19 protein-coding genes and 1 pseudogene are annotated in these 22573 nt (G+C 65.6%); 6 read left to right on the top strand and 14 right to left on the bottom strand.

Features of this window, described 5'->3' with window-relative positions:
• Positions 1-267 precede the first annotated feature (267 nt).
• From ACQCSY_RS04295 to ACQCSY_RS04270, 6 genes and pseudogenes are all read right to left on the bottom strand, one after another.
• Positions 268-846, bottom strand: a complete 579-nt coding sequence (locus tag ACQCSY_RS04295) for an HNH endonuclease (RefSeq protein WP_427133474.1) — start codon at positions 844-846, stop codon at positions 268-270.
• 138 nt (positions 847-984) lie between these two features.
• Positions 985-2235 (bottom strand): annotated as a pseudogene (locus tag ACQCSY_RS04290) (alkaline phosphatase D family protein).
• A gap of 12 nt (positions 2236-2247) precedes the next feature.
• On the bottom strand, positions 2248-2421 hold the full coding sequence (locus tag ACQCSY_RS04285) for a hypothetical protein (RefSeq protein WP_427133472.1): 174 nt from the start codon (positions 2419-2421) through the stop codon (positions 2248-2250).
• A gap of 42 nt (positions 2422-2463) precedes the next feature.
• Positions 2464-2913 carry a DUF4383 domain-containing protein gene (locus ACQCSY_RS04280; RefSeq protein WP_427133470.1) on the bottom strand — a complete coding sequence of 150 codons (450 nt, stop codon included), beginning with the start codon at positions 2911-2913 and terminating at the stop codon, positions 2464-2466.
• 175 nt (positions 2914-3088) lie between these two features.
• Positions 3089-3583 carry a GNAT family N-acetyltransferase gene (locus tag ACQCSY_RS04275; RefSeq protein WP_427133469.1) on the bottom strand — a complete coding sequence of 165 codons (495 nt, stop codon included), beginning with the start codon at positions 3581-3583 and terminating at the stop codon, positions 3089-3091.
• On the bottom strand, positions 3580-4452 hold the full coding sequence (locus ACQCSY_RS04270) for a ribokinase (protein ID WP_427133468.1): 873 nt from the start codon (positions 4450-4452) through the stop codon (positions 3580-3582). Before ACQCSY_RS04270 ends, ACQCSY_RS04275 begins: the two co-directional genes overlap by 4 nt.
• A 146-nt stretch (positions 4453-4598) precedes the next feature.
• On the opposite strand from ACQCSY_RS04270, the gene ACQCSY_RS04265 reads away from it, so the two are divergent.
• The 3 genes from ACQCSY_RS04265 to ACQCSY_RS04255 all read left to right on the top strand — a co-directional run bounded on the left by ACQCSY_RS04265 (position 4599) and on the right by ACQCSY_RS04255 (position 8472).
• Positions 4599-6020, top strand: coding sequence for an MFS transporter (locus ACQCSY_RS04265; protein WP_427133466.1), 1422 nt, complete (start codon positions 4599-4601; stop codon positions 6018-6020).
• Between the two features lie 44 nt (positions 6021-6064).
• The gene (locus ACQCSY_RS04260) at positions 6065-7081 is read left to right on the top strand and encodes a nucleoside hydrolase (RefSeq protein WP_427133464.1); all 1017 of its coding nucleotides are present in this window, start codon (positions 6065-6067) and stop codon (positions 7079-7081) included.
• A gap of 122 nt (positions 7082-7203) precedes the next feature.
• The gene (locus ACQCSY_RS04255) at positions 7204-8472 is read left to right on the top strand and encodes a S8 family serine peptidase (protein ID WP_427133462.1); all 1269 of its coding nucleotides are present in this window, start codon (positions 7204-7206) and stop codon (positions 8470-8472) included.
• Positions 8473-8483: 11 nt separating this feature from the next.
• Here ACQCSY_RS04255 and ACQCSY_RS04250 read toward each other — a convergent pair whose 3' ends face one another.
• The 7 genes from ACQCSY_RS04250 to ACQCSY_RS04220 form a co-directional block, all read right to left on the bottom strand.
• Positions 8484-9266, bottom strand: a complete 783-nt coding sequence (locus ACQCSY_RS04250) for a GntR family transcriptional regulator (RefSeq protein ID WP_427133460.1) — start codon at positions 9264-9266, stop codon at positions 8484-8486.
• A gap of 297 nt (positions 9267-9563) precedes the next feature.
• A complete protein-coding gene (locus ACQCSY_RS04245) occupies positions 9564-11156 on the bottom strand; it encodes an alkaline phosphatase D family protein (protein WP_427133458.1) in 1593 nt (530 codons plus the stop codon).
• A 133-nt stretch (positions 11157-11289) separates the two neighbouring features.
• On the bottom strand, positions 11290-12588 hold the full coding sequence (locus tag ACQCSY_RS04240) for a Wadjet anti-phage system protein JetD domain-containing protein (protein ID WP_427133456.1): 1299 nt from the start codon (positions 12586-12588) through the stop codon (positions 11290-11292).
• Complete coding sequence (locus ACQCSY_RS04235) at positions 12578-16003, bottom strand: ATP-binding protein (protein ID WP_427133454.1); 3426 nt, start codon at positions 16001-16003, stop codon at positions 12578-12580. The genes ACQCSY_RS04240 and ACQCSY_RS04235 overlap by 11 nt, the downstream gene beginning before the upstream one ends.
• On the bottom strand, positions 16000-16656 hold the full coding sequence (locus ACQCSY_RS04230; RefSeq protein WP_427133452.1) for a DUF4194 domain-containing protein: 657 nt from the start codon (positions 16654-16656) through the stop codon (positions 16000-16002). The genes ACQCSY_RS04235 and ACQCSY_RS04230 overlap by 4 nt, the downstream gene beginning before the upstream one ends.
• Positions 16653-18095: a DUF3375 domain-containing protein gene (locus ACQCSY_RS04225; RefSeq protein ID WP_427133450.1), complete on the bottom strand. Its 1443-nt coding sequence runs from the start codon at positions 18093-18095 to the stop codon at positions 16653-16655. Before ACQCSY_RS04225 ends, ACQCSY_RS04230 begins: the two co-directional genes overlap by 4 nt.
• Before the next feature lie 236 nt (positions 18096-18331).
• A complete protein-coding gene (locus ACQCSY_RS04220; RefSeq protein WP_427133448.1) occupies positions 18332-18826 on the bottom strand; it encodes a universal stress protein in 495 nt (164 codons plus the stop codon).
• A 329-nt stretch (positions 18827-19155) separates the two neighbouring features.
• Between ACQCSY_RS04220 and ACQCSY_RS04215 the strand changes: the two genes are divergently transcribed.
• A complete protein-coding gene (locus ACQCSY_RS04215; RefSeq protein ID WP_024365339.1) occupies positions 19156-19359 on the top strand; it encodes a cold-shock protein in 204 nt (67 codons plus the stop codon).
• A gap of 186 nt (positions 19360-19545) precedes the next feature.
• Here ACQCSY_RS04215 and ACQCSY_RS04210 read toward each other — a convergent pair whose 3' ends face one another.
• Positions 19546-21357, bottom strand: a complete 1812-nt coding sequence (locus ACQCSY_RS04210) for a BTAD domain-containing putative transcriptional regulator (protein WP_427133446.1) — start codon at positions 21355-21357, stop codon at positions 19546-19548.
• A 202-nt stretch (positions 21358-21559) separates the two neighbouring features.
• Between ACQCSY_RS04210 and ACQCSY_RS04205 the strand changes: the two genes are divergently transcribed.
• Together ACQCSY_RS04205 and ACQCSY_RS04200 are read left to right on the top strand one after the other, a co-directional pair.
• Entirely contained in the window at positions 21560-21736 is a 177-nt protein-coding gene (locus tag ACQCSY_RS04205) for a hypothetical protein (RefSeq protein WP_427133444.1), read from the top strand.
• Between the two features lie 327 nt (positions 21737-22063).
• The gene (locus ACQCSY_RS04200; RefSeq protein WP_427133443.1) at positions 22064-22531 is read left to right on the top strand and encodes a hypothetical protein; all 468 of its coding nucleotides are present in this window, start codon (positions 22064-22066) and stop codon (positions 22529-22531) included.
• The last annotated feature ends 42 nt before the right edge of the window (positions 22532-22573 follow it).

The following is a 22573-nucleotide window of genomic DNA, read 5'->3' as shown; positions in this document are numbered from 1 at the left end:
TGATTGAGCACCTTTACGATCCGTGTGCACGAGGAGACTGCCCGGAATGCGGCAGATTCGTAGACGTCCGTCAGTTTGATCGGACGGTTCCGGAGCCCAAAACGTATCGGGGACTTCCCTGTGCCGGTGTGAGGCTTAGAGCTGTCAACGTCTGGGGCCCCTCTCCGTTCTCACAGCGGCGGGGGGGATCTCGAATCTTTCCCTGCGGGTTTCACAATTAAGCGTGACGGGGCTCAGGGGCAACGCCAAACCTGCTTTGAGTAGCCATCAAGGGAGCGGCCGTCTTTCGCCAACAACGACGGCAACTTGCGGCGAAACATAGGTCCGCCGCCGTCGTTCCAGTCCTTCCTGCTGCCCGGGCGATGGGATCTTGGCACCCTTCGCGCGGTTACACCGGCTGCAGGCGGCGACGAAATTCTGAAGGCTCGTGGAACCGCCCTTAGACCAAGGATAGAAGTGGTCGCCGTGCTCAGCCGGGCGGGCACAGCGGCGGCGGAACCCGGCCTCCATCTCGCATTGGCCGCCGGCCCGGGCCATGCCTTCGCGGCGCTGCTGGCGAGTAAAGCGCCGGACCGGGTCCCGCCGTCGAACGTCCCGGGCACGGATGACCACGGCGCCGATGATGAGGCCAACGACGACTACGCCAGGGATGGCGACCGCGGCCGCAACGCCGTCGAACATCTGACGCAGAATCGCCATGGAAGAAGTGGCAGGCTCGCCCACCGCCATGGGTGATGCATTCGGCATCAGGGCGAGGATGGCCGAGGCGATAAGCCAAGCCGCTGCACCCACCATGGCCAGACGGAGGGCCTGGCGCGTCCAATAGATGCGCTTCAGTTCCACCATCCGTGTTCCCCTAGCAAGACAAGAGATCGAGAGCGCGGTCACGCTGAAACACGTAGTACCTCCAGCATTCCAACCACAACGGCCCGGCGGGAAGTTCCCGCCGGGCGTTCAGGTTTCGACAGGCTCAACCACCGGGGCTTAGCCCCGCGCCACCAGCCTCGGAACCCCGTCCCGGACCTCGAACGAAGCCTTCGTCGAAACCGGCGCGCCCGGCGTTGTGACGTAATCCAGCACCCGGAAGTCCGCCTGCAGCGACTCCTTGCTGATGCGGGTGTTCACATAGCCGCGGTTGTCGTTGTAGAACTTCAGGTGCGGGTTCCATGCCATGACCGGGTCGGTGGTGGAGCCGGTGCCGTTGCCTGTGGAGGTGATGGAGGTGATGGAGGTGCACACCAGCTCTGAGCCCACCACCGGTGAAGCCGGGTCCTTGTAGTCGATCTTGACGTCGTTGGCCCAGTTCCGGTGCGACGTTGCGGTCGCGTTCGGCGAAGAACACCTGCTGGCCCAGGATGTCCCAGCGCTGGGTGGAGTTCCGGAAGCCGTCCAGCAGCCAGTTCTCCTGCTCGGCGCCGGTGATGGTGCGGTTCTCTGCCAGCCGCTCGGTGACGTTCTTCTTCCAGCCGTCCCCGGCGAGCTGGTCGTCGCGGTACTGGCGGGTGTCCATCATGTGGAAGTTGGCCAGCTGGCCCCACTGGATGGTGCGGTAGATCTTCATGTCGAACCCGGGCGGCACGGAGGACGCCCGCAGCGGCATGTTCTCGTAGTACGCCTGGAACGCCGCCGCGCGGCGCTGCCGGAACCGCTCGGTGGTGTCGTTCATCTGGACGGCGTCAGTGTTTTCCGGGACCTCGTCCGCCCAGTTGTTGTCCACCTCGTGGTCGTCCCAGACCACCAGCCACGGGGCGATGGCGTGCGCGGCCTGCAGGTCGGCGTCGGACTTGTACTGCGCGTGCCGCTGCCGGTAGCCCTCCAGCGTGACCGTCTCCGGGCCTTCGTGGTCGCGGGGGTTCCCGCCGCCGATCACGTAGCTGCCCTTCTTGTACTCGTACAAGTAGTCGCCGAGGTGCAGGACCAGGTCAGGGTGGTCCTCCGCCAGGCGCGTGTTGGCGGTGAAGTAGCCGTGCTCATACTGCGAGCAGCTGGCGAACGCCATGGCCAGGGCCGTCGGCGTCTCCTGCAGGGCCGGGCTGGTGAGGGACCGGCCGACGGCGGTGAGATGCCGCCCGGTGCGGAACCGGTAGAAGTATTCGCGGCCCGGCTTCAGGCCGCGCAGCTCAACGCGGACGGAGTGGGCGTTCTCGATCCGGGCCTGCTCCGGGCCGCGTGCCACCACGTTGCGCATGCCGGCGTCCTCGGCCAGGGGATCCAGTGCCAGCCGGGTCCAGACACAAAGCAGTCCGGCTACGGCTCGCCGGAGGCCATGCCGAGCATGAAGGGATCGGTGCGGAGGCCGGCGTCGTCCGCTATTGAGGTGGCGATGGCGGCACTGGGGAGGGCGGCGACCAGGCCGGACACAGTGCCGGGAACGGGAATGGCAATGGCCCCGATATCAGCGGAAGCTGCGGTCGGGGCCATTGCCCTGTCTGCGTGCGGTGGGGTTACCGCAGGGGGACTGCCTTAGGCGCGGGCCTTGTGGCCTTTGGTGAGGATCAGGGCCAGGGCCACCATCCCGACGCCGAGCAGCAGGTGCAGGATGTTGTCGAAGCCGTTCAGCGGGACGAAGTTGCCGGCCGAATCCTGGGGGATGACCAGGCCGTAAACGAAGAGGACCAGGTAGATGATGCCGCCGTAAAGGAGGAAGGAGCGTGCGCCGGTGGCGGTCCTGGCCAGGGCGATTCCTGCTGCGCCGAAGAGCAGGTGGACGATGTTGTGCAGGACCGACACCTGGAAGAGGCCCAGCAGCACGGCCTCGGATTCGTGGCCGACGAAGTGCAGTTGGTCGAAGTTGCCCGTGATTCCCGGAACGAAGCCCAGGACGCCGACCAGCAGGAACACGGCGCCGACAACCGTCGATGCCTTCTGGACGTTGGTGCGTGTAGCTGTGCCGGTGTGGGTGTGTGTAGCCATGATGATCTCCTGAATGCGATAGGTGTTTATGGATGAGCGGGTTTGTCGTTACCTGCCAACCCAAAGGGTTATGCCAGGTATTCGAGCGGTATCGCATTTCGGATGGGCTTATTGCCAAAAAGATTTGAAATTCAAAGGTGAGCGCCGCGCCAATGGCGCGTGCCGCCGTCGGGCCTTACAGCTCCAACCGGAAGACCCACAGCAGTACGGCCTCGCCGGGCACATACCAGTCCCGCTCGGGCGCGCGCCGGAAGCCCAGCGACCGGTACAGGCCGTGGGCGCGTTCCATGAACGTGGCGCTGGTGAGGCTTACACCGCCGACGCCGGGCAGGGAGCGGGCATGGTCAATCACGTGGCTCACAACGGCCCGCCCCACGCCGCCTCCCTGTACGGCGGGATCCACGGCGAGCATCCGGAACTCCAGCTCATTGTCGGCGGCGATCTCGCTGAACGGCTGGCCGGCGAACGTCAGGGTCACAGCGGCGATCACTGCGCCGGCAGCTTCGGCAACCCACAACTGAGCATGCTCCGCGCGGTGTTCCACATCCTCCAGGACGCGCATGTACGGATGGTCGGCCTGGAAGTGTCCGGCGTGGACGTAGGCCTCCCGGGTGATTCGCCGGACCTCCGGGTAATCGGCTGCGGTCGCGGGCCTGACGATGATGCTCAACTGTCTGCGCCTGCCGGGACCGTGGTCCGCTCAAGGTAGTGCCCGAGCGGGGCCAGCGCCGGCTGCGAGGACGGGTCGCCTACAGCGTCGGCTCCGACGGCGTTGGCCACCTCCAGCGCCCGGGCATAACCGAGCCCGGCGCGGAGGGCCAGGACCAGGGCCGCGCAGAAAGCATCACCCGCACCGATGGTGTTCGCCACGCTCACCGCAGACGCCGGGGCCTCAGCCACGCGCCGGCCATGCTCAAATATCGCCGACCCGTCCTTCCCATAGGTCACCGCGACCAGCTTTGCCGTAGCCAGAGCCGGTATCAGCGCGTACTCGCTTTCATTAACAATCACCAGGTCACACCGCTCGAGCAGCTCCGCGGGCAGTTCCATGGCCGGGGCGGCGTTCAGGACGAAGTACCCGGAGGAGCGCCTGGCTGCCTCGAGTACAACGGGCAGGCCGACCTCAAGCTGGCAGAGCACCGTCTCGTCCGCGCCGAATTCAACGGCGTCCAGGGAAAAGTTTTCGTTCGCGCCCGGGCACACCACGATCTGGTTTTCTCCGTCGCGGTCGACGACGATCAGCGCCGTTCCCGTCGCAGCCTCGACGACGGCGACGTCAGCGGTGTCGACGCCGGCACCTGCCATTGCCTCCAGCAGCAGGCGGCCCTGGGCGTCGTCGCCCACGGCTCCGATCATCCTCGCGCTCCCTCCGAGGCGTGCGGCGGCAACTGCCTGGTTGGCGCCCTTGCCTCCCGGCTGCTGGTGAAGCATACCTCCGCCGATGGTCTCCCCGGCGGTGGGAAGCCTGTCGGTGGTGGCGATGATGTCGAGGTTGATGCTGCCGACAACGGTGACGGCAGGAAATTCGCGCTTGCTCATGGGAAGTCCTATCGGGGATGAGCCTCATTGGGCGGCTGGATTAGGAAACAGTGTACTCATGGTTGTACTTGTCCGTCATACATGGTTGTATAACAACTCACATCCCAAAGGCAGGGTCGACGCCTGCAGAAACAAAGGAGTTTGATGTGAACACCCAAGGATCAGTTGCCGCTTCACCGCCACTGGTGGCCCAGGAACAGGCCAAGTTCGGCGGGCGCCGCGCCGCCCTGCTGATTTCCACCCTCATGCTCGGAGTGCTGTCCTTCCAGCTCAACGCCAGCATGGTCACCCCGGCGCTGCCCCAGATCGCAGCGCACTTCGGTCAGACCGCTGACGGCGCCGCGCCCCTTCAATCCATGTTCTTCCTCGCTGGCGCAATTGCCGGCCCGGTGATCGGACGGTGGAGCGACTTCATCGGGCGCCGTGCGGCACTCCTGTTGGTGCTGGCCATCATGGGCGCCGGAACCATACTCTGCATTGCCGCCCCGACGCTGCCCCTGCTCATCGCGGGCAGGTTCCTCCAGGGGGTTTCCAGCGCGGTGTTCGCCCTCGCCTACATCGTTCTCAGCGAGAACCTGCAGGCCCGCGTCTTCGGCACCTCCGTGGGGATCATCGCCGCCATCAACGGAGGAATCGGCGGCGTCGACGGCTATGTGGGTGGCCTCATGGCCGAAACCCTCGGATTCCAGTCCATCTTCGTCGTCGTGCTGGTGCTGACAGCCGTCGCGGCCGCGTGCATCATCAAAGTCATCCCAAAGGGACGGCCTGAGGGAGTCCGGGGTGCCATGGACTGGTGGGGAGCGGGATCGCTCTCGCTGTTCCTGGTCTTCGTTACGTATTTCGTGTCCGGCGGTTCGGCAGCCGGTTGGACATCCCCGGCCACCTTGGCCCTGCTGGCGGGCACCGTTGCTTCCTTCGCCGCCTTCTGGATCATCGAGAAAAAGCGCAGCCACCCCCTCATCGCCGTTCGCCATTTGCGTTCCCGCCAGGTGTGGCCCGTCATCGCCACCACCGTCCTGACGCTGGCCGGCATCTTCGCTGTCATCAACTTCACGGTGGTCCTGCTGAGCCAGGACGCCCGCCACGGGTTCGGGCTGAGCGCGTCTCTCTCGGCCCTGCTGTTCCTGACCCCGGCCGCGCTCATCGGTGTCTTCGCGGCACCGCTCGCCGGCTGGCTGGCCGACCGCAGGGGCTGGATCAAGACGCTCCGCGCGGGCACCGGGCTGAGTCTGGTGTGCGCCATCGCCGCCGCCGCTTTCGCTGACAACCAGGTGGCGGTGATGATCGCCGTCGCGTCCCTCGGCGTCTTCTACAACGGCTTCTTCCTCACTGCCATCAACGGCCTCTCCGTCCTGCTCTCTCCCAAGGAAGCCCCCGCCGCCCTGCCCGGCATCAACGGAGCCTCCTTCGGCATCGGCGCGAGCCTCGGCGTCGTCCTCGTCGCACCGTTCGCCGCCCAGGCCACCTCCGCCGGCTACGCAACCGCCCTCTGGATTTCGGTGGCAATCACGGCAGCCGCCTTCATCGTCAGCCTTTTTGTCGCAGCACCAAAAGGTGAATCGCTCTAAACCCCCAAACCCACACCAGCAACAACGAAACGAGAAACACCGGAATGACCACGCCCATCAGCCACCCGTTCTACCTTGACTGTGACACCGGGATCGACGACGCCCTCGCCCTGGCCTACCTGCTCGCCTCCCCGCATGCGGACGTGCGGGGAATCGGCACCGTCAGCGGCAACGTCAGTGCCGCCGTCGGCGCCCGGAACACCCTAGACCTGCTCCAGCTCGCCGGGCACGCCGACATTCCCGTGGCCGTCGGCAACCACGATCCCCAGACGGGTACGTTCCATGGCGGGGCGCCGCACGTCCACGGGCACAACGGCATCGGCGGCATCGAACTGGACGCAGCCGCCGCCGAACTGGTCGCCGGAACCGCGGCCGAAATGCTGGTGCGGTTGGCCCATGAACACGCCGGCACGCTGCGGGTCCTGGCCATCGGCCCGCTCACCAACATCGCCGAAGCCCTGCGGCTGGAGCCGGAGCTGCCCCGGCTGGTGAAGGAAATCACCATCATGGGCGGCGCCGCGTTTGCGCCCGGGAACATCACGCCCGTGGCCGAGGCCAACATCGCCAACGACCCCGAGGCCGCCGCCGAAGTCCTCGCCGCCGATTGGAACGTCACTCTGGTTCCGCTGGATGTGACCATGTCCAACGTGCTGGAGGAATGCCACCGGCAGGAACTGCTGTCCACCGGCCACCCGGTTCCGCAGGCCCTGGGTGAAATGCTGGGCTACTATTTCCGGTTCTACGAAAGCCAGTTCGGCCGGGCCTGCTCCGCGATGCATGACCCCCTGGCGGCGGCAGTGGCGGTGGGCGGCATCAGCGCGGCCGTGGCGCCGGTGGTCCATGTCGACGTCGACACAACCGACGGCCCCGGACGCGGACAGACGATTTGCGACCTCCGCGGACGGTACAGGGACTACCCCGAGCAGGCCGGCGCGCGTTGCCGGGTAGTGCTGGAGCTCGACGGCGAATTCGCGCCACATTTGGTGGAAACGCTGCTTTCCTTCGGGCGAGCTGAACGGACGACGGCGGCGCTCGCCTCCGCGGTCACGTCACCGGCCTAAGTCCGGCCAGCAACGGGAGCTTGTCGGAGTGCCCGTCACGCAACGCTTCATGGGGGACAGCCGACACGTAATTTGCCGACAAGCACTATCTAGCTGGTGCAGATTGAAGCAAGATGCTCTTTATGAAAAAAATCGCTATAGCTAGCTTCGCCGCGGTAGTCATAGGCTGCGGCGCAATCACGTTAGCAGCCCCGAGCAACGCGGTGACCACGAGCAGCGCGGGGACCCAGTCATCACCCATCGCGGGGCAAATCATGGTCAAATTCCGCGACAATGGCGCGGCAGCCGGCGTACTACGCCAGCATGGCCTCAGCCAGGGCGCCGGTATCGGCAGCACTGGCGCTCACCTCATCAAAGTACCGGCTGGTAAAGAACTTCAACTCATCGAAGCCTTAAGCCGGAACCCGGCGGTTGAGTACGCCGAGCCGGACGAGCTCGTTACTGCCGCTACAGCTGACGAGTATTTCCCTCGCCAGTACGCTCTGCAAAACAATGGTCAATCATTTACTAATACTGCTGGCGGACTAGCGGTAGCCGGGGGCACAGTGGACGCTGATGTCGACGCCGTCGAAGCGTGGAACGTCACGACCGGTACCGGCACTAAAGTTGCTGTTCTCGATTCAGGTGTCGCAAGCGACAACACCGACATCGCACCAAAGGTTGTGGCACGCGCCAACTTCAGTGATGCGACAACCAGTGAAGATAATTACGGCCACGGCACCCACGTCGCCGGCATCATTGCCGCCATCGCCAACAACACGATTGGTGTCGCTGGTGTGTGCCCGGATTGCACGATCCTGGATGGCAAAGTTCTTAATGACAGCGGGTCTGGCTCTACCTCCGGCATTGCAAATGGCATCAACTGGGCCGTCAGCAATGGTGCCAAGGTTATCAACATGAGCCTCGGACTGCGCGTTTCATCACAGACCCTCGAAACTGCCGTCAATAACGCATGGAATCAAGGTGCTGTGATAGTTGCCGCAGCTGGCAACACCGGTACTCAGTCCAAGATCTACCCAGGCGCATATGCAAACGTTATTGCCGTCGCCGCAACCGATAACACCGACGCCAAAGCATCCTTCTCAACCTACGGAGCCAAGGTGGTGGATGTGGCAGCGCCCGGGGTCAATGTGTACTCGACCTTCCCGAACCACCCGTTCTACCTTGGTACCCAGAACGGCCGCTCTCAGGGTTATGACGTCGCCAGCGGTACCTCAATGGCCTCACCTATCGTCGCCGGCGTTGCCGCGCTTGCCTGGAGCTCACATTCCGGCGCCACGCAGACATCAGTCCGCGCCAACGTCGAGTCAACCGCCGACAAGATTCCCGGCACTGGCACCTACTGGGCATATGGCCGCGTGAACGCAGACAAGGCCGTCCGTACTCCTTAGCTTGAATGTACTCAGGACTGGAGGGACTGGATTACGGACAGATGCCCGGCGCGTGCAGCGATGAGGCATTTCGCCAGGTAAAGGGGCCGGTTCGCGTGTCTGACGTACTGCGTCAGCACGAGGACCGGATCCGGCGCGCGCAGGTCAAGCAGCTTGGCGCGGCTGGGCCCCACCTGGCTCAGGCTGATCTGGCACTCGCCGGGCCCCAAGACCCGACCACCCGCCTTGTTGAGGGCGGCGAGCAGGGTGGTGCCGCCGTCGTCGTTGATTTCCAGTGGCGCGGCGGCACGGCCGCCGAAACTGACGGGGAGGGCGGAGATGTTTTCCTGCAGGTGCGCGACGGGCTCACCGTCGCGGATCAGCACAGACTCCCACAGCCAGCAGTCTTCGCCGGGAGCGATGCCCACGCCGGGTGCCGCGAATTCGGAGGCCGGCTGGCGCACCACCTGGACCCGCTTGATTTCCACCTGCTGTCCGGGGCCGCCGAGGACTTCCTCGAAGGGCCGGATGCGCTCGATCCCGATGCGGGGGAGGGTGTCGGAGACAAACCGGCCGACGCCGCGCCGGGCCCTGATGAGGCCGTCTTCCTCAAGCAGCATGAGGGCCTCGCGGACCACGGTGCGGCTGACCAACATGCCCGTGCCGAGTTCGGTCTCCGTGGGGAGCATCGAGCCGGGCTGCAGGAGGTTGTTGCGGATTGCCTCCGCGATCCGTGAGTATACGGCAACCCGGAGCGGAGAGCCGGCCTGGGCCGCAATCGGCTGGGACAAGAACCGGACGGCGTCCTCGTGCACGTTATGCCTCGCTTAGTGGTCTTCGGGAAATCAAGCCTACTTCACGTCTAACACGTTTGTCGGACAAGCGAGGCTTGCCCGACGGCGGTGCGCCGCCCTCTTAGGGGAGCGGCTGCCGTTCGCCCACACTGACGGCGTCTTCGGACGTGACGTACGTCCGCCGTCGTCGTTCCAATCTGAGTTGGTGGCCGGGCGAGGGGATCTGCGCCCCTTTCGCCCGGTTGCACCTGCTGCAGGCGGCGACGAAATTCTGCGGGCTGGTGGATCGCCTGCTAGCCCGCCGTGACGGCGCTGACGCTACGCGCGGGGCTGGAGGCCCGGGACGCCGTCGTTGATCTGGAACGATGCCTTGGTGCTGACGCGGGATCCCGGCTTCGTGACGTAGTCCAGCACCCGGAAGTCCGCTTTCAGGGAGTCCTTGGTGATCCGGGTATTCACATAGCCGCGCTGATTGTTGTAGAACTTCAGATGCGGGTTCCACGCCATGGTCGGATCGACCGTGGAGCCGGAACCGTTGCCGGAGGAGGAAATGGACGTGCTCACCAGCTCCGAGCCCACCACCGGCGATGCCGGATCCTTGTAATCGACCTTGACGTCGTTGGCGCAGTGCCGGTGCACGTCCCCGGTGAGTACGACGGCGTTGCGCACGTTCGCGTCCACCCAGCCCCGGGTAATCCGACGGCGCGATGCCGCGTAGCCGTCCCAGCCGTCCATGGACACGTCGTCGATATTGGTGGCCTGGTTACGGTCACGCTCGGCGAAGAAGACCTGCTGGCCCAGAAAATCCCAGCGCTGGGTGGAGTTCTTGAAGCCGTCCAGGAGCCACTTCTCCTGCTGGGCGCCGGTGATGGTGCGGTGCTCGCCCAGCCGCCGGGTCACGTTCTTCCTCCAGCCGTCGCCGGCGAGCTGATCGTCCCGGTACTGGCGGGTGTCCATCATATGGAAGTTGGCCAGCTGACCCCACTGGATGGTGCGGTAGATCTTCATGTCCGCCCCGGCCGGAACGGAGGATGCGCGCAGGGGCATGTTCTCGTAGTAGGCCTTGAACGCCGCGGCCCGGCGCAGCCGGAAGCGCTCAGCGGTGTCGTCCATCTCGGCCGGGTCCCTGTCCTCAGGAATTTCGCCCGCATAGTTGTTGTCGACCTCGTGGTCATCCCAGACCACCAGCCACGGTGCGATCGCATGCGCAGCCTGCAGATCGGCGTCGGACTTGTACTGCGCATGGCGCTGACGGTAGCTCTCAAGCGTGACGGTCTCCGGTCCGTCGAGATTGCGGCGGTTTCTGCCGGCGACGAGGCGGTTGCCGTTGCGGCGCTCGTACATGTAGTCACCAAGGTGCAGCACCAGATCCGGTTGGTCCTGGGCCAGGCGCGAGTAGGCCGTGAAATAGCCATCCTCATACTTTGCGCAGCTGGCAAAGGCCATCGCGAGCGCTGCCGGGGTCTCATGCGGTGCGGGGCTCGTGAGCGTCCGGCCAGTGCGGCTGATGTGACGTCCGCTGCGGAAACGGTAGAAGTACTCGCGGCCCGGCTTCAGCCCCCGCAATTCCACATGGACCGAGTGGGCGTTCGCAATGTGGGCGTACTCAACGCCGCGGGCCACCACATTCTGCATAGCGGCGTCTTCGGCTACCTGCCAGGCCACCGGGACACTGCGGGAGGGCATGCCGCCCAGTCCGTCTTCGGCGAGGGGGTCGAGCGCCAACCGGGTCCAGAGCACGAAGCCGTCCGGCCACGGCTCGCCTGACGCGATGCCGAGCATGAACGGGTCTGCCCGGAGCCCGGCATCCTCTGCGGTTGAGGGGCTGGTCACGGATGACCCCGGCAATGCGACGACGATGCCGGCACCGAGGCCGGCGGCAATCAGGGATCTGCGAGAAATACTTTTCATGAATCAAACGCATTCAACCAATTTTGACGGGTACTGATACCCACTGTGTAGCCATTGTAGGCGGCACTGTAGGCGGCGTCCTCCCCGTTGGTGCCGGGGCCGACGTATATGTTCAGACCGGCCGCTGTCAGCGTTAGGGCAGGAGCCGCTCCAGCGCCCAGTCCCAGCGGATCAGCTCCTGTTCGAGGCGGACGGCCGGTCCATAGCCGTCGTTGCCCAGCGACTTGTAGACGATGGCTTCCTCGTCCGTCAGCCTGGTCAGCGCGGCCCGCGACGGGGACGGTTCGCTGCCCCAGGCGTCGCGGTGCGCGAGCAGGGTCGCCTCGTCCATCAGCACGCTGGCCACGTGTGGGTGCACCAATCGGAGCTGATCGAGGATCCGGAAGCCGTGCGTATCCAGATCGCCCCAGTAGAGGACGTCGCAGTCCCGCAGCCAGGCCGCATCTCGAAGCGCCAGAAAGCCGTAACCGCCACCGAAGATGGCCAGAGTGCGCGGCCGTTCCGGCAGGGACAGGAAATTGACGAGGTTTTCGGTGACGATCACCGTATGGACCGGCAGCCGGAGCGCGCCGAACGCTTCAGCCGTCACCGTGACATCATCGGGGCCACCAAGCAATGGGGTCTCCGGGTCCAGCAACCGGAAACGTACGCGCTCGGGCGGGTGCAGGAAGCCATGCCGCAGGGCAAAGCGCGCCGCCGGGGTGCGAGCCGCCCCAGCGCCCAGTACGGCGTCCGGCGAATCGGCTAGGTCGGGGGAATCGTCTGATGCGTGGGATGCCTCCTTGAGCGCCTCCGGCTCAGCCTCCACCGTTGCCGCCGCCGATGCACCCGCAAGCAGCACTGCCTCCATTTCGTCGATGACCCGCCGGTGGGTCTCGATGAACTTCGTGTGCACGCCGGGCAGGCTCAACTGACGCGCGTAGATGCCCGGCGCAGGGTTGTCCCGAAGCCAGAGGGCCACCTGAGCTGCCGTCAACGCCGCACCGCCAAGGCCCAGCAGCTGCAGCGGCCGTTTCAGCGCCCAGCCGCGCAGTGCGGGGTCGAGCCCGGACAGCTCGGTTGCCAGCTTGCGGAACAGGGATGCATCCCGCGTCTTTCCGGCAAAGGCAATTTCATCCTCCACCGTGGCAAAAACTGCCGCTGCGGGGAGCTGGTTGGACCCGATGGTGGTGCGGCCGACGTCGACGGTTTCCAGACTGTAAGGCCCCGTCGCGGCGGACAGCTCGGCTGCCCACGCCCGCGCGGCTGCATAGTCGTTGCGCAATTCGGCCGCCGTCGGGCGTTTCAAAGAACGACGGCGAGGATAGGCGCCCGTGGGCTCCAGCAGTTCGCGCAGCAGCTGGCCACGGTCCCAGGCGGTACGGGACTGTGAACGCAGCCCCGCCAGCGTGGTCCAGTTACGCCGCTGCCCAGCTGATGCGTCAGCGGGCACGCCGGTCCCGCTCGTCCCGGTATTCCTGGATGGTCATGTTGCGCAGCTGCGAATCGTCGCCGTTGGTGTTGGCCACGAATCCCACGTGCGACACAAACGGCTCGATCACATGGATCTTCTGCAGGGGAGTGACGATCAGCAGCTGGAGCTTCATCCGTTGGAAGAGCTCCAGGCCGTAGCGCGCGGATTCATCGGACCCGCGGCCGAACGCCTCGTCAATGACCACAAACCGGAAACTCCGGCCGCTGCCCGCGTTCTTGCCGGCGCTCTTGCCGGAGCCCAGCCCGAACTGGAACGCCAGGGCCGCGGCGAGGATGGTGTAGGCGAGCTTCTCCTTCTGGCCGCCGGACTTGCCGCCGGAGTCGGTGAAATGCTCGAACTCCTCGCCGGTCTCGGTCCATTTCTCCGAGGCGGAAAAGGTGAACCAGTTCCGCACATCCGTGACCTTGGCGGTCCACCGCTCGTCGAGCGTGGTGTAGCCGTCCCGGCCCCGGAAGCGCTCGATCAGCCGCTCCACCTGCAGGTACTTCTGCTCGGAGTACTGGTCCTCGTCGCCGATGGTCCCTTCCGAACACGCGCGCAGATCCATCCCGAACTGGCGCACATCCAGGTCCGTGGTGTTCTGGTGCTCCAGCTGGATGTGGCGGCCGGGGTTGTACTCAATCCCGGCCAGCGAGAGGTTGATTTCACCGATCCGGTTCACGATGTCCTGCCGGCGGCTGTCCAGGAACGCGTTGAACGCCACCACCTCGTGGATGGTGTTCTGGTTCAGCGACTCCTTGAAGTGGGCCTCGAACCGGGGCAGATCGTTGCTGACCAGCTGCTCCAGCAGCCGGTTGAAGTCCCCGGCCGCCTCGAGCGCGGCATCGATGTCGGTGGTCTCGTTCGGGTACTTGTTGCGGAAATCAGCCATCAGCCGCACAGTGGTTTCCGCCGCCCGGGCGATCCGTTTGGACAGGGCATCGATGATGTCCGTCAGCCCGGAGCGCACGGCGCTTTCCACGGTGCCGGTGTTCTTATAGGTGAGCGGCTTGTCGCCGAGCTCAGCGGAAGCGAGCTTGGCGACGGCGGCCAGCACGCCGGCGTCGTCCGCCTGTGTAGTGTTTGCCAGGGGAGTCTCCGCGAGAATCCCGCGGCATTCCTCGATCGCCTCGGCGATGTCCTTGGCGGCACCCTCATTGGATCCGATCCGGCGCTGGACGTCATCCGCCCGCGACTCGAGGCGCCCCAGCCGCTCCGACACCTCGGCCTCTTTGGCCGTGAGCTGCCGGAGGACATCGCTGGTGGACTCCAGCTCGTGTTTCTCCGCCTTGAGGTCCTCGATCCGGCGGGCGGTGAGCTGCCAGCTGATCTCGGCGAAATCGGCCACCGAGCGGATGGTGCCGAGCTGCTGGTTCTGCCGGCCGAGCGCGCCCAGAGAGGCATTGACCTTGACGAGCTGGCCGGCAATGACGCTGAGCTGGCCCTTGACCTCATCCTGCTCGGCGCGGAAGCGGCTGATTTTGTCGTGGTTGTCCCAGCCGAGCACGTAGTTGCGCCGGTCCGCCAGGTCCCGGCGGTCGTCCTTCTCATGCCGGCCGCGGCCGCCCTTGAGCTGGCCGTTGGCGGTCAGCGCCTTGGGGTAGCGGCGGAAGTCCGCGAGATTCTCGCAGCAGAAGTAGTCGTACCGGCTGCCGAGCTCGTCCAGCAGGAAATCGCGGAACGGTGTGCCCTGCTTGATGGCGATCTTCGCGGCCAGTGTCCCCGGTTCTGCCGCCTTCGGCGCGTACGATTCGCCGATCTTCAGGTACACCAGCCGGCCGCGGAGGTTGTTGCCGTCCACCCAGCTGCTCACCGCGGCGTAGTGCTCGGCGGGCACCAGCAACGAGAGCGCAAAGCCGTGCAGCGTGCGTTCCGCGGCACCCTCCCACGCGCCTTCGCCGTCGCGGACGCGCAGCAGCTCGCCGGCATACGGCAGCTCGGTCTCCTTGATGCCGGTCCCGTCACACAAACGACGGCGGAGCTCCAGCTGGGGGCGCGGCAGCAGGTTGGGGCGGGACTGCAGACTGGTCAGCTCGGCAGCGATGTCGCCCGCATGTTCCGTCAGCGCCGTGCGCGTCATGGTCAGCTCGGTGCGGCTGTCCTGCAGCTCATCCGAGCGGGCGCCGAGCTCCGTTTCCACTTTGCTGAGCCGGGCCCGGTTGGCGTCGAAGAGCACCCGGTCCTCCGGGACCCGCAGGCCAAGGTCCGCCGCCGCAGCGGTGTAATTCTCGAAGCGTGCCCGCTGGCTCCTTGATTCCTCGCCGAGCCGGGTGGCTTCGGCGTCGATGGCGGCCAGCCGGCCGCCGCCGTTGGTGCGGATGTCCTCCTTGACCGCGGAAAGGTCATGGCGGAGCTGGGTGATTTCGGTGGCGAGTTTGCTGCTGTCCTCCTGCAGCCGGACTCCGGTGTTCTGCAGTTCCTTCTGGTGTTCCAGGCTCAGCTTCAGCCGCTGGTCCGTGAACCACGGATGCAGCTGGTCGCGCTGCCTGCGGGCGAGCTCGTCGTCGCGGCTCAGCCGGGCATGCTGGGCCGCGCCGTCCTTGATGGGCGTCAGCAGCGTGATCTGGTCCTTGGCCCGCAGCACCGCGTCATGGGCTTTTTTGAGGTCATCGAAGTGGTGGATGAGGTTGCCGATCCGGGCGGCGACGTCGTCTTCCTCCAGCATATTGGTGCGGACGAAGTGGGTGATGTTCTCCACCTGCTTCATGGACACCGTGCGGTGGAACAGGTCCATGGCCTGGTTCCCGCTGATGCCGAACTGCCGCTTGAAGGCCGCGGCGTAGGGGTCGAAGGAATCATGGACGGCGACGCCCGCGGCCCGGAGTTTCTTCTTCAGTTTGGCCGGGTCCTGGCCGAAGTTCGCAAAGTCCTCCGCGATGGACTGATCGGTCTCTGCCAGGGAGTAGAAGCGGTTGGGCTGGCCCGCCTCCTGCATGGCCCACAGCGTGATGGCCAGGGTGACCGACTTGCCCAGCACGGCGTTGTGGAACACGCCGAGCACCACCGTGAGCTGGCCTGTCCCGCGCAGGGCCACCGGTTTGGAGTATTCACCGCCGGTGCTCCGGGCGCTCTTGTGGAAGCCCCGCACATAGGACATCAGGGTGCGTTCCTTCTTCTGCGCGCCCGCGGCCTTGTTGTACTCGATCCGGTTGGCGGGCAGCAGCAGGGTGGTGATGGCGTCCACCACGGTGGACTTTCCGGAGCCGATGTCACCGGTGAGGAGGCTGTTGGAGCCGTCCAGGCGGAACGTGCGGATCCCCTGGTGGAAGGTGCCCCAGTTGAGCAGCTCCAGACGGTGCAGCCGGAATCCCGGGGGAGTACCGGCGTCGTCCGCTTTTTCATCGAGACTGAAAAGGCTGTCCTGCATTTCAGTGTTGGCCAGTTCTGTGGTCATTTGCTTTCCACCTCCGTTACCTCAGCGCCGGCGAGCGGTGTTTCGGTGAGCGACGCGCGGTAGTCCGCCAGCCGCGCGTCGAACTCCTCCAACCATTGGGCGTCCACATAGGCCTTGAGGATGCGGGCCACCTCATAGGTGTCCGCCTGGCCGCGCAGTTTCCGCAGGAAACCGAGCTCCACCACTTTCTTGATGTTGGCGCCGAGCTGGTCCAGGATGCGGGCCTCGTTGCTGGATTCGGGCAGGAAGACGGAGACCATGTCCGCGATGTCCTGCTCCGTCATGATGAGGCGCAGTTCGCTGCTGTTGGTGTCAAACTCCAGCATCCGGCCGCGCAGCAGGGCCAGCAGCAGGCTCACGTTGAAGGTCAGCTGCCGCCGCGGGACCAGCCGGGGGAGCGTTCCGTCAGGGTCCTCCCGCGATTTCAGGAACGCGTAGCCCTCGGACTCGTCCAGGATCAGGTCCAGCCCCAGCACGGCAACGTAGTCGCGGACATGCGAGGCCAGTCCCAGCAGCGACTGCCAGATCTTTTCGTCGGCTTCGGCGTAGACCACCCCTTTGAAGAGCCGGGTGACGACGCCGGGGAGTTCCTCCGGCGTGCGGGTATCCTGTGCGCTAGTTGCCTGGATTTCGGCGGGGTTCGCTGGGTTCATGCGGGCCTCACAAAGATGATCTGGTCAATGGTCGCTTCCCTGATGCTTCCGTCCGGCAGCTGCCAGGACAACTGCTGGCTTGCCTCGGGGTTGATGCCGGCCCACTCGGACTCGGTGGCCAGCTGGTAGTAGGCGACGATTTCGGCCAGGCCCTGGGACAGCGGGTAGGCAGCGGTGATCTCCGCCAGGGTGGCCTGCTCGGCTTCGGCCAGGACGGCGTCGACATTGGACTTGAGCCGCTCCTTGTCCACGTGGAACTGGCTGAACAGGGCACCGGCGTCCACGTCGGCGTCGTCGGCGGCAACGACGTCGTCATCCACCATGATCCTCCGGCTCGGCTCGTAAAGGGGGCGTTCAAACGGCAGCGCGACGTCCACGGACGGTGCGGAGACTTCCATGAAAACGCCCGACGGCGGCGCCTCTCGGGTGCCCAGCGCACCGGACTCGATACTCCGGATCAGCTGCATGATGCGCTTGTTTTCCAGGAAGACCTTGTCGTCGAGGAGCCGGCGCATCTGCTGGGACAGCTGGCGAACCGTCGCCTGGGTCTGCTCGACGGCGGGCAGCCAGTCCTGGTGCAGATTTGCCACGGCGTGCAGATTGTCCAGTTTTGCGAGGGCTTCGATCTGGGTGGCGCGCTGCAGCAGGTCTTGGAGTTCGGTGCGCAACTGCGGGGACATCAGGTAGTCCCAGAAGCCCTGGAACGTCCGGCCCTGCAGGGAGCTGCTGATGTCCTGCTGGTTGGCGAAGATCGAGGCCAGCAGCTCGCCCTGCGTCCCGTCCCACGTGGCGATCTGTTCGCGGACTTGGCGGTCCAGCTTGCGGAAGTTCTGTTCGACTTCCCGGAAGTCCGAGAGCAGGTCCTTGGCCAGGGCGGTCAGCTGCTGGAAATGGTCCAGGGCTTCCGGGGCGCTCATGACGCGGATGTTGCCGTCCCGGATGCGCTGCATCTCGGCGTCGATCGCGTCTCGCTGGTGCTGGAGTTCGGCGAGCCGGACCTCAGGGTCCGTCTCGGACTGCTGCACGAGCTGCTTGAGGACGGCGAAGATGCTGGTGAGCCGTGACTGCGTGGCGACGAAGTCCCGGCCGCGCAGGCTCTCCACCCAGCGGACCACATCCTCCGCCGCCGCGGTCAGATCGTAGCGGGGCTCGTCCTGGCCGGGGACGTAGTACTTCCGCAACCAGGCTTTCTCCGGGGCGGCCCAGTCATCCAGGTATTCCGCGGCGGCGCGCGGAAACTTATCCTCGCCGAAGGCCTCGTTGAGGCCGAAAAGCACATCGTCCAGGACATCGATCAGCTGCTGGCGGCCGATGTTGCGCTGGTTGGGCCCGGTGAATGCCGCCATGAAGAAGGACACTGCCAGCGGGGCGTTCTGGGCGCGGAGCAGGGACCATCCTGCATGGTTCTCACGCAGTTTGTCGATTGCGTAGTAGTCCATCTGATTCCTGAGCAGCGTGGTGGTTGGTGCGTACCATCACTAGCCTAAGGCGAGCCGCTGACTTCTTTCGGTTGAGCCAGTAGCTCATGGCCAGGCCAGCCTGCCATGCACCGACCACCATTACCCTTGCATCGACTGCTCCGTACCTGCCCTTTTGGACCCCCAAAACGGCACTTGCGGAGCAGCCGATTGCATCCAAGCCAGCGCTCTACGGCGGGCACCAGATGAGTGGAGGATTAGTGCTGAGCCGAGTGTTCGCCCCGGGCCTTGCGTTCCTTCCGCCGATGGGACTCGTGTGTTACCTCCTCATGTACCACCACAACAGGACATTCGGCATGCAATACGCAGGCGGAGCTCACCGACCCCAGATGCAGGCCTCTGAAGCCGCCGTGGCCGCGGCGTCCCACCACGATCATCTGGGCCGTGGAGCCCTCTTCAACGAGCTTTTCTGCAGCGGGCCCCCGCACCAGTTTGGTAGTGACATCGGGGGCGGCTTCGGTCCCGAAGGCCTTCGTCACGACCTCGGAAAGTCGTCGGGCCGCGGCGCCCTCGAAGGCAGCGAAATCCGGTGGGACATAACCTGCGTAGATCTGGGGGAAATTCCAGCACAGCACTGCGTGCACCTGCGCCTCGAGCGCCGGTGCCAGCCGGGCCGCCAGGCGCAACGCGGCGACTGAGGACTCCGATCCGTCAACGCCTACAACGATCCGGCGTGCTTCCGTATCCATCATTGTTCTCCTTTACTCCTTCTAAGAATGGCAGAGCGGGACCGGTTACAACAGGGATTAAAACGGGGCCGCGCGGCATCCCTGGCGGCCGATTTTTGACCTACGTCTCCCGTCCGATATGCCGCCGTAGAAGGGGCGGTGATCACCTGGTGGGAACGGGCCGCGAGAATCTCGTGTACAGTAGAGACCGTTGTTGTGTTTGTATTTTGGTAGTTCAGGCAGTACGCAAGGTTGAAAGACCCTGTTCTTCTGAAGTAGCGGTTTTGAACACCCCACACCGGAGGACCCGAAAGTCGGGACTTTTCCTCCACCTTCACGAAGGACAAAAAATAATGGCTACTGGTACCGTCAAATGGTTTAACGCTGAAAAGGGCTTCGGCTTCATTTCCCCCGATGACTCCTCACAGGACGTCTTCGCACACTACTCCGCGATCGCCTCTTCCGGCTTCCGCTCACTCGAAGAGAACCAGAAAGTCTCCTTCGAGACCGAGCAGGGCCCCAAGGGCCCGCAGGCCGTAAACATCCAGGCTCTCTAAGACTTAGCTTCTAGCTAACTCTTCACGAGTCCGGGGCCGCAAGGTTTCGAGCAGGGTCCGTCTTTGACGGGCCCTGCTTTTGTTAACCCCGGACTTTTGTTAACCCGGGTGTGCTGATTTCGACAGGCTCGACCACCGGGCGACGACGACGGCGGCCCGCGACCGCCGTCGTACTTTGACCAGGCGTCAAAGCTGCCCCCTCCGGGCCAGATACGCGTCCAGGGCCGGGTTATCGATGTCCTTGGCCAGCCACGGAATGGCCTCGCCGGCCGCCGCATCGCCCAGCACCGCCCGGTGGGAGTGCGCCCGGACAACGAGTTCCCGCAGCCCGCTGCGGCTGGCCATCGTACCCAGGCGGCCGACATAGTCCTCGGCACGGGTCGAGCCGGCTGCAATGGCGACTTCCGACGCCGTGTCCAGCAGCCGAGCCGTGTACCAGAGGTACCACGGGCTGGTGGCGAGGCCGCGCTTGAGCCACGCTTCCGTGGCAGCCGGATCTCCCCGCGCCACACTGAGGCTGGCTTTGGCACCCGCGGCCAGGGCCATGTAGCAATGGTCACCGGCAAGATCGGCCATGACCCAGGAGCGGTCAATGAAGGCAGCGGCCTCGTCCAGCCGCCCGACGGCGAGGTAGGTCTCACCCCGGAGTCCCGCGACGAACGGCTCGAACGCCGTCCAGTGTTCAGCCGCGATCAGGTCCAGGGACCGGTCCAGGGCTCCCGCAGCCAGGTCCAGATCCTCCCGCAGCAGATGCACGCGACCGGTCAGGGCCTCGCTGAACGCCAGTTGACGTCGGCTGCCGGCCGCGGCGGCCAGCCTCCCGGATTCTGCCAAGGCAGCCAGAGCCTCCTCGTAGTTTGCGGTGTCCGAGGCCGCCATGCCCCTGATGGCCAGGATTCTCGACTGTTCATCGGCGAACCCGTCCGCAGCCTTGGCGGCCTGGTCCAGCCAGCCGGCCGCACGGTCCGGAACGCCGCGCTGAACCGACAAATAGCCCAGTTCCCGGTAGGCGGCCGCCGCCACCCGCGAGATCCCGGGCTGCCCCTCGGATTGCAGCGCACGGTGCAGGAGATCGGCCACCTCGGCGCCGCGGCCGCCGGCCTGATGGATCAGCGCCCCGGACAGCGTCACCAAAGATTCGGCGAGAAGGTGACTATCGTCCGTCCGTTGGGCCAGCTCGACGGCGAGCCGCAACTGATCCAGCCCCCGGTCCACGGAACCTGCCGAAAGGGAAGCTGCGGCGGCGTCGAGGTACGAGCGCACCGTTGCCACACTTGCCGGGAGTTCCGGTTCGGCAGCGGGGCCCGCGGCGAACAGGGCCCGCCGGACTTCCACAGGCAGCCCGAGTCCGAGCTCCCGCCGGTAGAGGTCCCGGCACTTATCGGCCTGTTCCCGCGCCCGCCGGTACTCGCCCAGGGACACCAGCGCCCTGACCAGCACGGCGTGGCAGTCGGCGTTGAACGGATCCGTGCGCAGCGCGCGGGTGGCGAGGTCGACGGCGTCGTCCGCCCCGCCTGCCGCCAACGCGGCCAGCGACGCTTCATAGAGCAGCGTCTGCACGCAGTTCTCGAGCCGATGCCGCTGGTCCTCCAGCCAGGACTCGAACACCGGACAATCTGCGAAGGCGAGCCCCTCCAAGAGCTGGCCATCGAACCGCCGGGGATCGAATTCACCGCCGGGGCTTTTGCCGGGTGCGTCCAGGACTGCCAGGACATCGCAAAGCCACTGCGGCGGCAGCACGAGGCGCAAAGGATCACCGGAAATTGAATCAGCGCCGAGGGTCCGCCGCAGCTCGGACAGGTTCCAGCGCAATGCACCGAGGGGATCTTCGGCGTCGGGGAACAGAACGGAAGCGGTCCGCGCCCGGCCGGCGCCATCCGGCTGAAGCGCGAGGTAGGCCAACACAGCCCAGGCCTTGCGGCCCCGGGGCTGCCGGGAATCGGTGCCGGCGGACTCAATCCTGGGTGGACCGAGGAGCCGGACCCAAGTGTCGGCCATACGAGTCATGCTACCGCCGCCACACCGCGGCGTCGCGAGCGAATCTGCCGCAAGAATCTGCCGGTCACACGCTGGCTCACACGCACGCCCGGCAGAGTGAAATCACCCAACAAGAGCCGTGAATCTGGACCGCAGCTGCACAGGATCAGCCCGGAGGACCGGCCCCTACTATCAACTCCATTTCCCGCAGAGGTGCATCATCATGTTGTTTCTCATCGTCCTGCTCGCAGTCGTAGTGGCTCCCGTAGTCACGGCCACGATCGTCGCCGTCCGCCGGGACGGCCGGGGCCACACGCAGGCGGTGCCGTCAACCCGGCCGTGGACGGCGGGTGACCTTCCCAGCGAACCGTACGCGTCCGAGCGTTCGTTCCTGCGTTAGCCGCCGGGGCATGACCCCCGTCTCCAGTACCCGGAGACGGGGGTCATGCCCGTCGTCCCGGTGGTCTTTGGTCTGCGGGGCGGCAGGAGTCCGCCAGAAGCCTACGGCGGGCAGCGCCGACGTCGGCTGTCTGGGCCGGCTGTCTGGGCCGGCTGTCTGGACACGGCAGTGGCGCGGGAGCATCCTAAACGTGTGCGCGTTTCGGGAGGAGAGCGGCGACAGGGCCGGGAGCGACCGCCTTGGCCGCGGGAAGCCGGCGGACCGCCGGCAGGCGGGTCACCTTCCAAGCGTGCTGACACGATCGGCGAGGGAAGCTGGGACCAGATCATGGACGACACATCCGATACGCGGCAAAGGCTGTCCACCCGCATCGACGAGAAGCAACAAGCCATCCGCTCCTATCTCGGCAGGGAAAGACCGCGACGTAACCGACTCGCCAACATCAGCATTGTGGGAAGCGCGCTGGCCGCCGCGCTGACGGCCGGCCCCGCCGTCGGGGGCACGGGGTTCACCGAAGCGGCCGCGGGAGTCTTCGGCCTGAGCGACGACTCGGTGGTGTGGCGCGTCCTGTGTCTGTTGGCGGTGGTGCTGTCCGTCGCCGCGGCGCTGGCCACGAATTTTGCCACGTCCCATTCGCTGGCGGACAGGGTGAGCGCAGCGGAGACCTGCAGCGCGCAGCTGGAAGGGCTGCAAGTAGCTTTGAGCTTCGGCCAGATTGCCATCGACGACGCAGTGAAGCTCTATCAGCAATATTCGGCCCAGGTTGCATTCGTGGACGCCATTCCGGCCCGCTGACCGGGGTTTAGGTAGCCCGGTAGTCGAAGTGCGCTTGGGCTG

The organism is Pseudarthrobacter sp. S9 (genome assembly GCF_050156545.1).
Taxonomy (GTDB): domain Bacteria; phylum Actinomycetota; class Actinomycetes; order Actinomycetales; family Micrococcaceae; genus Arthrobacter.
This window is presented reverse-complemented; position numbering and strand designations above follow the sequence as displayed.

What these genes read in the sequence shown, in the direction of transcription:
- ACQCSY_RS04295 (WP_427133474.1), bottom strand. Translation starts at nt 846, where the DNA reads ATGGTGGAACTGAAGCGCATCTATTGGACGCGCCAGGCCCTCCGTCTG.
- ACQCSY_RS04285 (WP_427133472.1), bottom strand. Translation starts at nt 2,421, where the DNA reads ATGGCCCCGACCGCAGCTTCCGCTGATATCGGGGCCATTGCCATTCCC.
- ACQCSY_RS04280 (WP_427133470.1), bottom strand. Translation starts at nt 2,913, where the DNA reads ATGGCTACACACACCCACACCGGCACAGCTACACGCACCAACGTCCAG.
- ACQCSY_RS04270 (WP_427133468.1), bottom strand. Translation starts at nt 4,452, where the DNA reads ATGAGCAAGCGCGAATTTCCTGCCGTCACCGTTGTCGGCAGCATCAAC.
- ACQCSY_RS04260 (WP_427133464.1), top strand. Translation starts at nt 6,065, where the DNA reads ATGACCACGCCCATCAGCCACCCGTTCTACCTTGACTGTGACACCGGG.
- ACQCSY_RS04255 (WP_427133462.1), top strand. Translation starts at nt 7,204, where the DNA reads ATGAAAAAAATCGCTATAGCTAGCTTCGCCGCGGTAGTCATAGGCTGC.
- ACQCSY_RS04245 (WP_427133458.1), bottom strand. Translation starts at nt 11,156, where the DNA reads ATGAAAAGTATTTCTCGCAGATCCCTGATTGCCGCCGGCCTCGGTGCC.
- ACQCSY_RS04235 (WP_427133454.1), bottom strand. Translation starts at nt 16,003, where the DNA reads ATGACCACAGAACTGGCCAACACTGAAATGCAGGACAGCCTTTTCAGT.
- ACQCSY_RS04230 (WP_427133452.1), bottom strand. Translation starts at nt 16,656, where the DNA reads ATGAACCCAGCGAACCCCGCCGAAATCCAGGCAACTAGCGCACAGGAT.
- ACQCSY_RS04225 (WP_427133450.1), bottom strand. Translation starts at nt 18,095, where the DNA reads ATGGACTACTACGCAATCGACAAACTGCGTGAGAACCATGCAGGATGG.
- ACQCSY_RS04220 (WP_427133448.1), bottom strand. Translation starts at nt 18,826, where the DNA reads ATGATGGATACGGAAGCACGCCGGATCGTTGTAGGCGTTGACGGATCG.
- ACQCSY_RS04215 (WP_024365339.1), top strand. Translation starts at nt 19,156, where the DNA reads ATGGCTACTGGTACCGTCAAATGGTTTAACGCTGAAAAGGGCTTCGGC.
- ACQCSY_RS04210 (WP_427133446.1), bottom strand. Translation starts at nt 21,357, where the DNA reads ATGGCCGACACTTGGGTCCGGCTCCTCGGTCCACCCAGGATTGAGTCC.
- ACQCSY_RS04205 (WP_427133444.1), top strand. Translation starts at nt 21,560, where the DNA reads ATGTTGTTTCTCATCGTCCTGCTCGCAGTCGTAGTGGCTCCCGTAGTC.
- ACQCSY_RS04200 (WP_427133443.1), top strand. Translation starts at nt 22,064, where the DNA reads ATGGACGACACATCCGATACGCGGCAAAGGCTGTCCACCCGCATCGAC.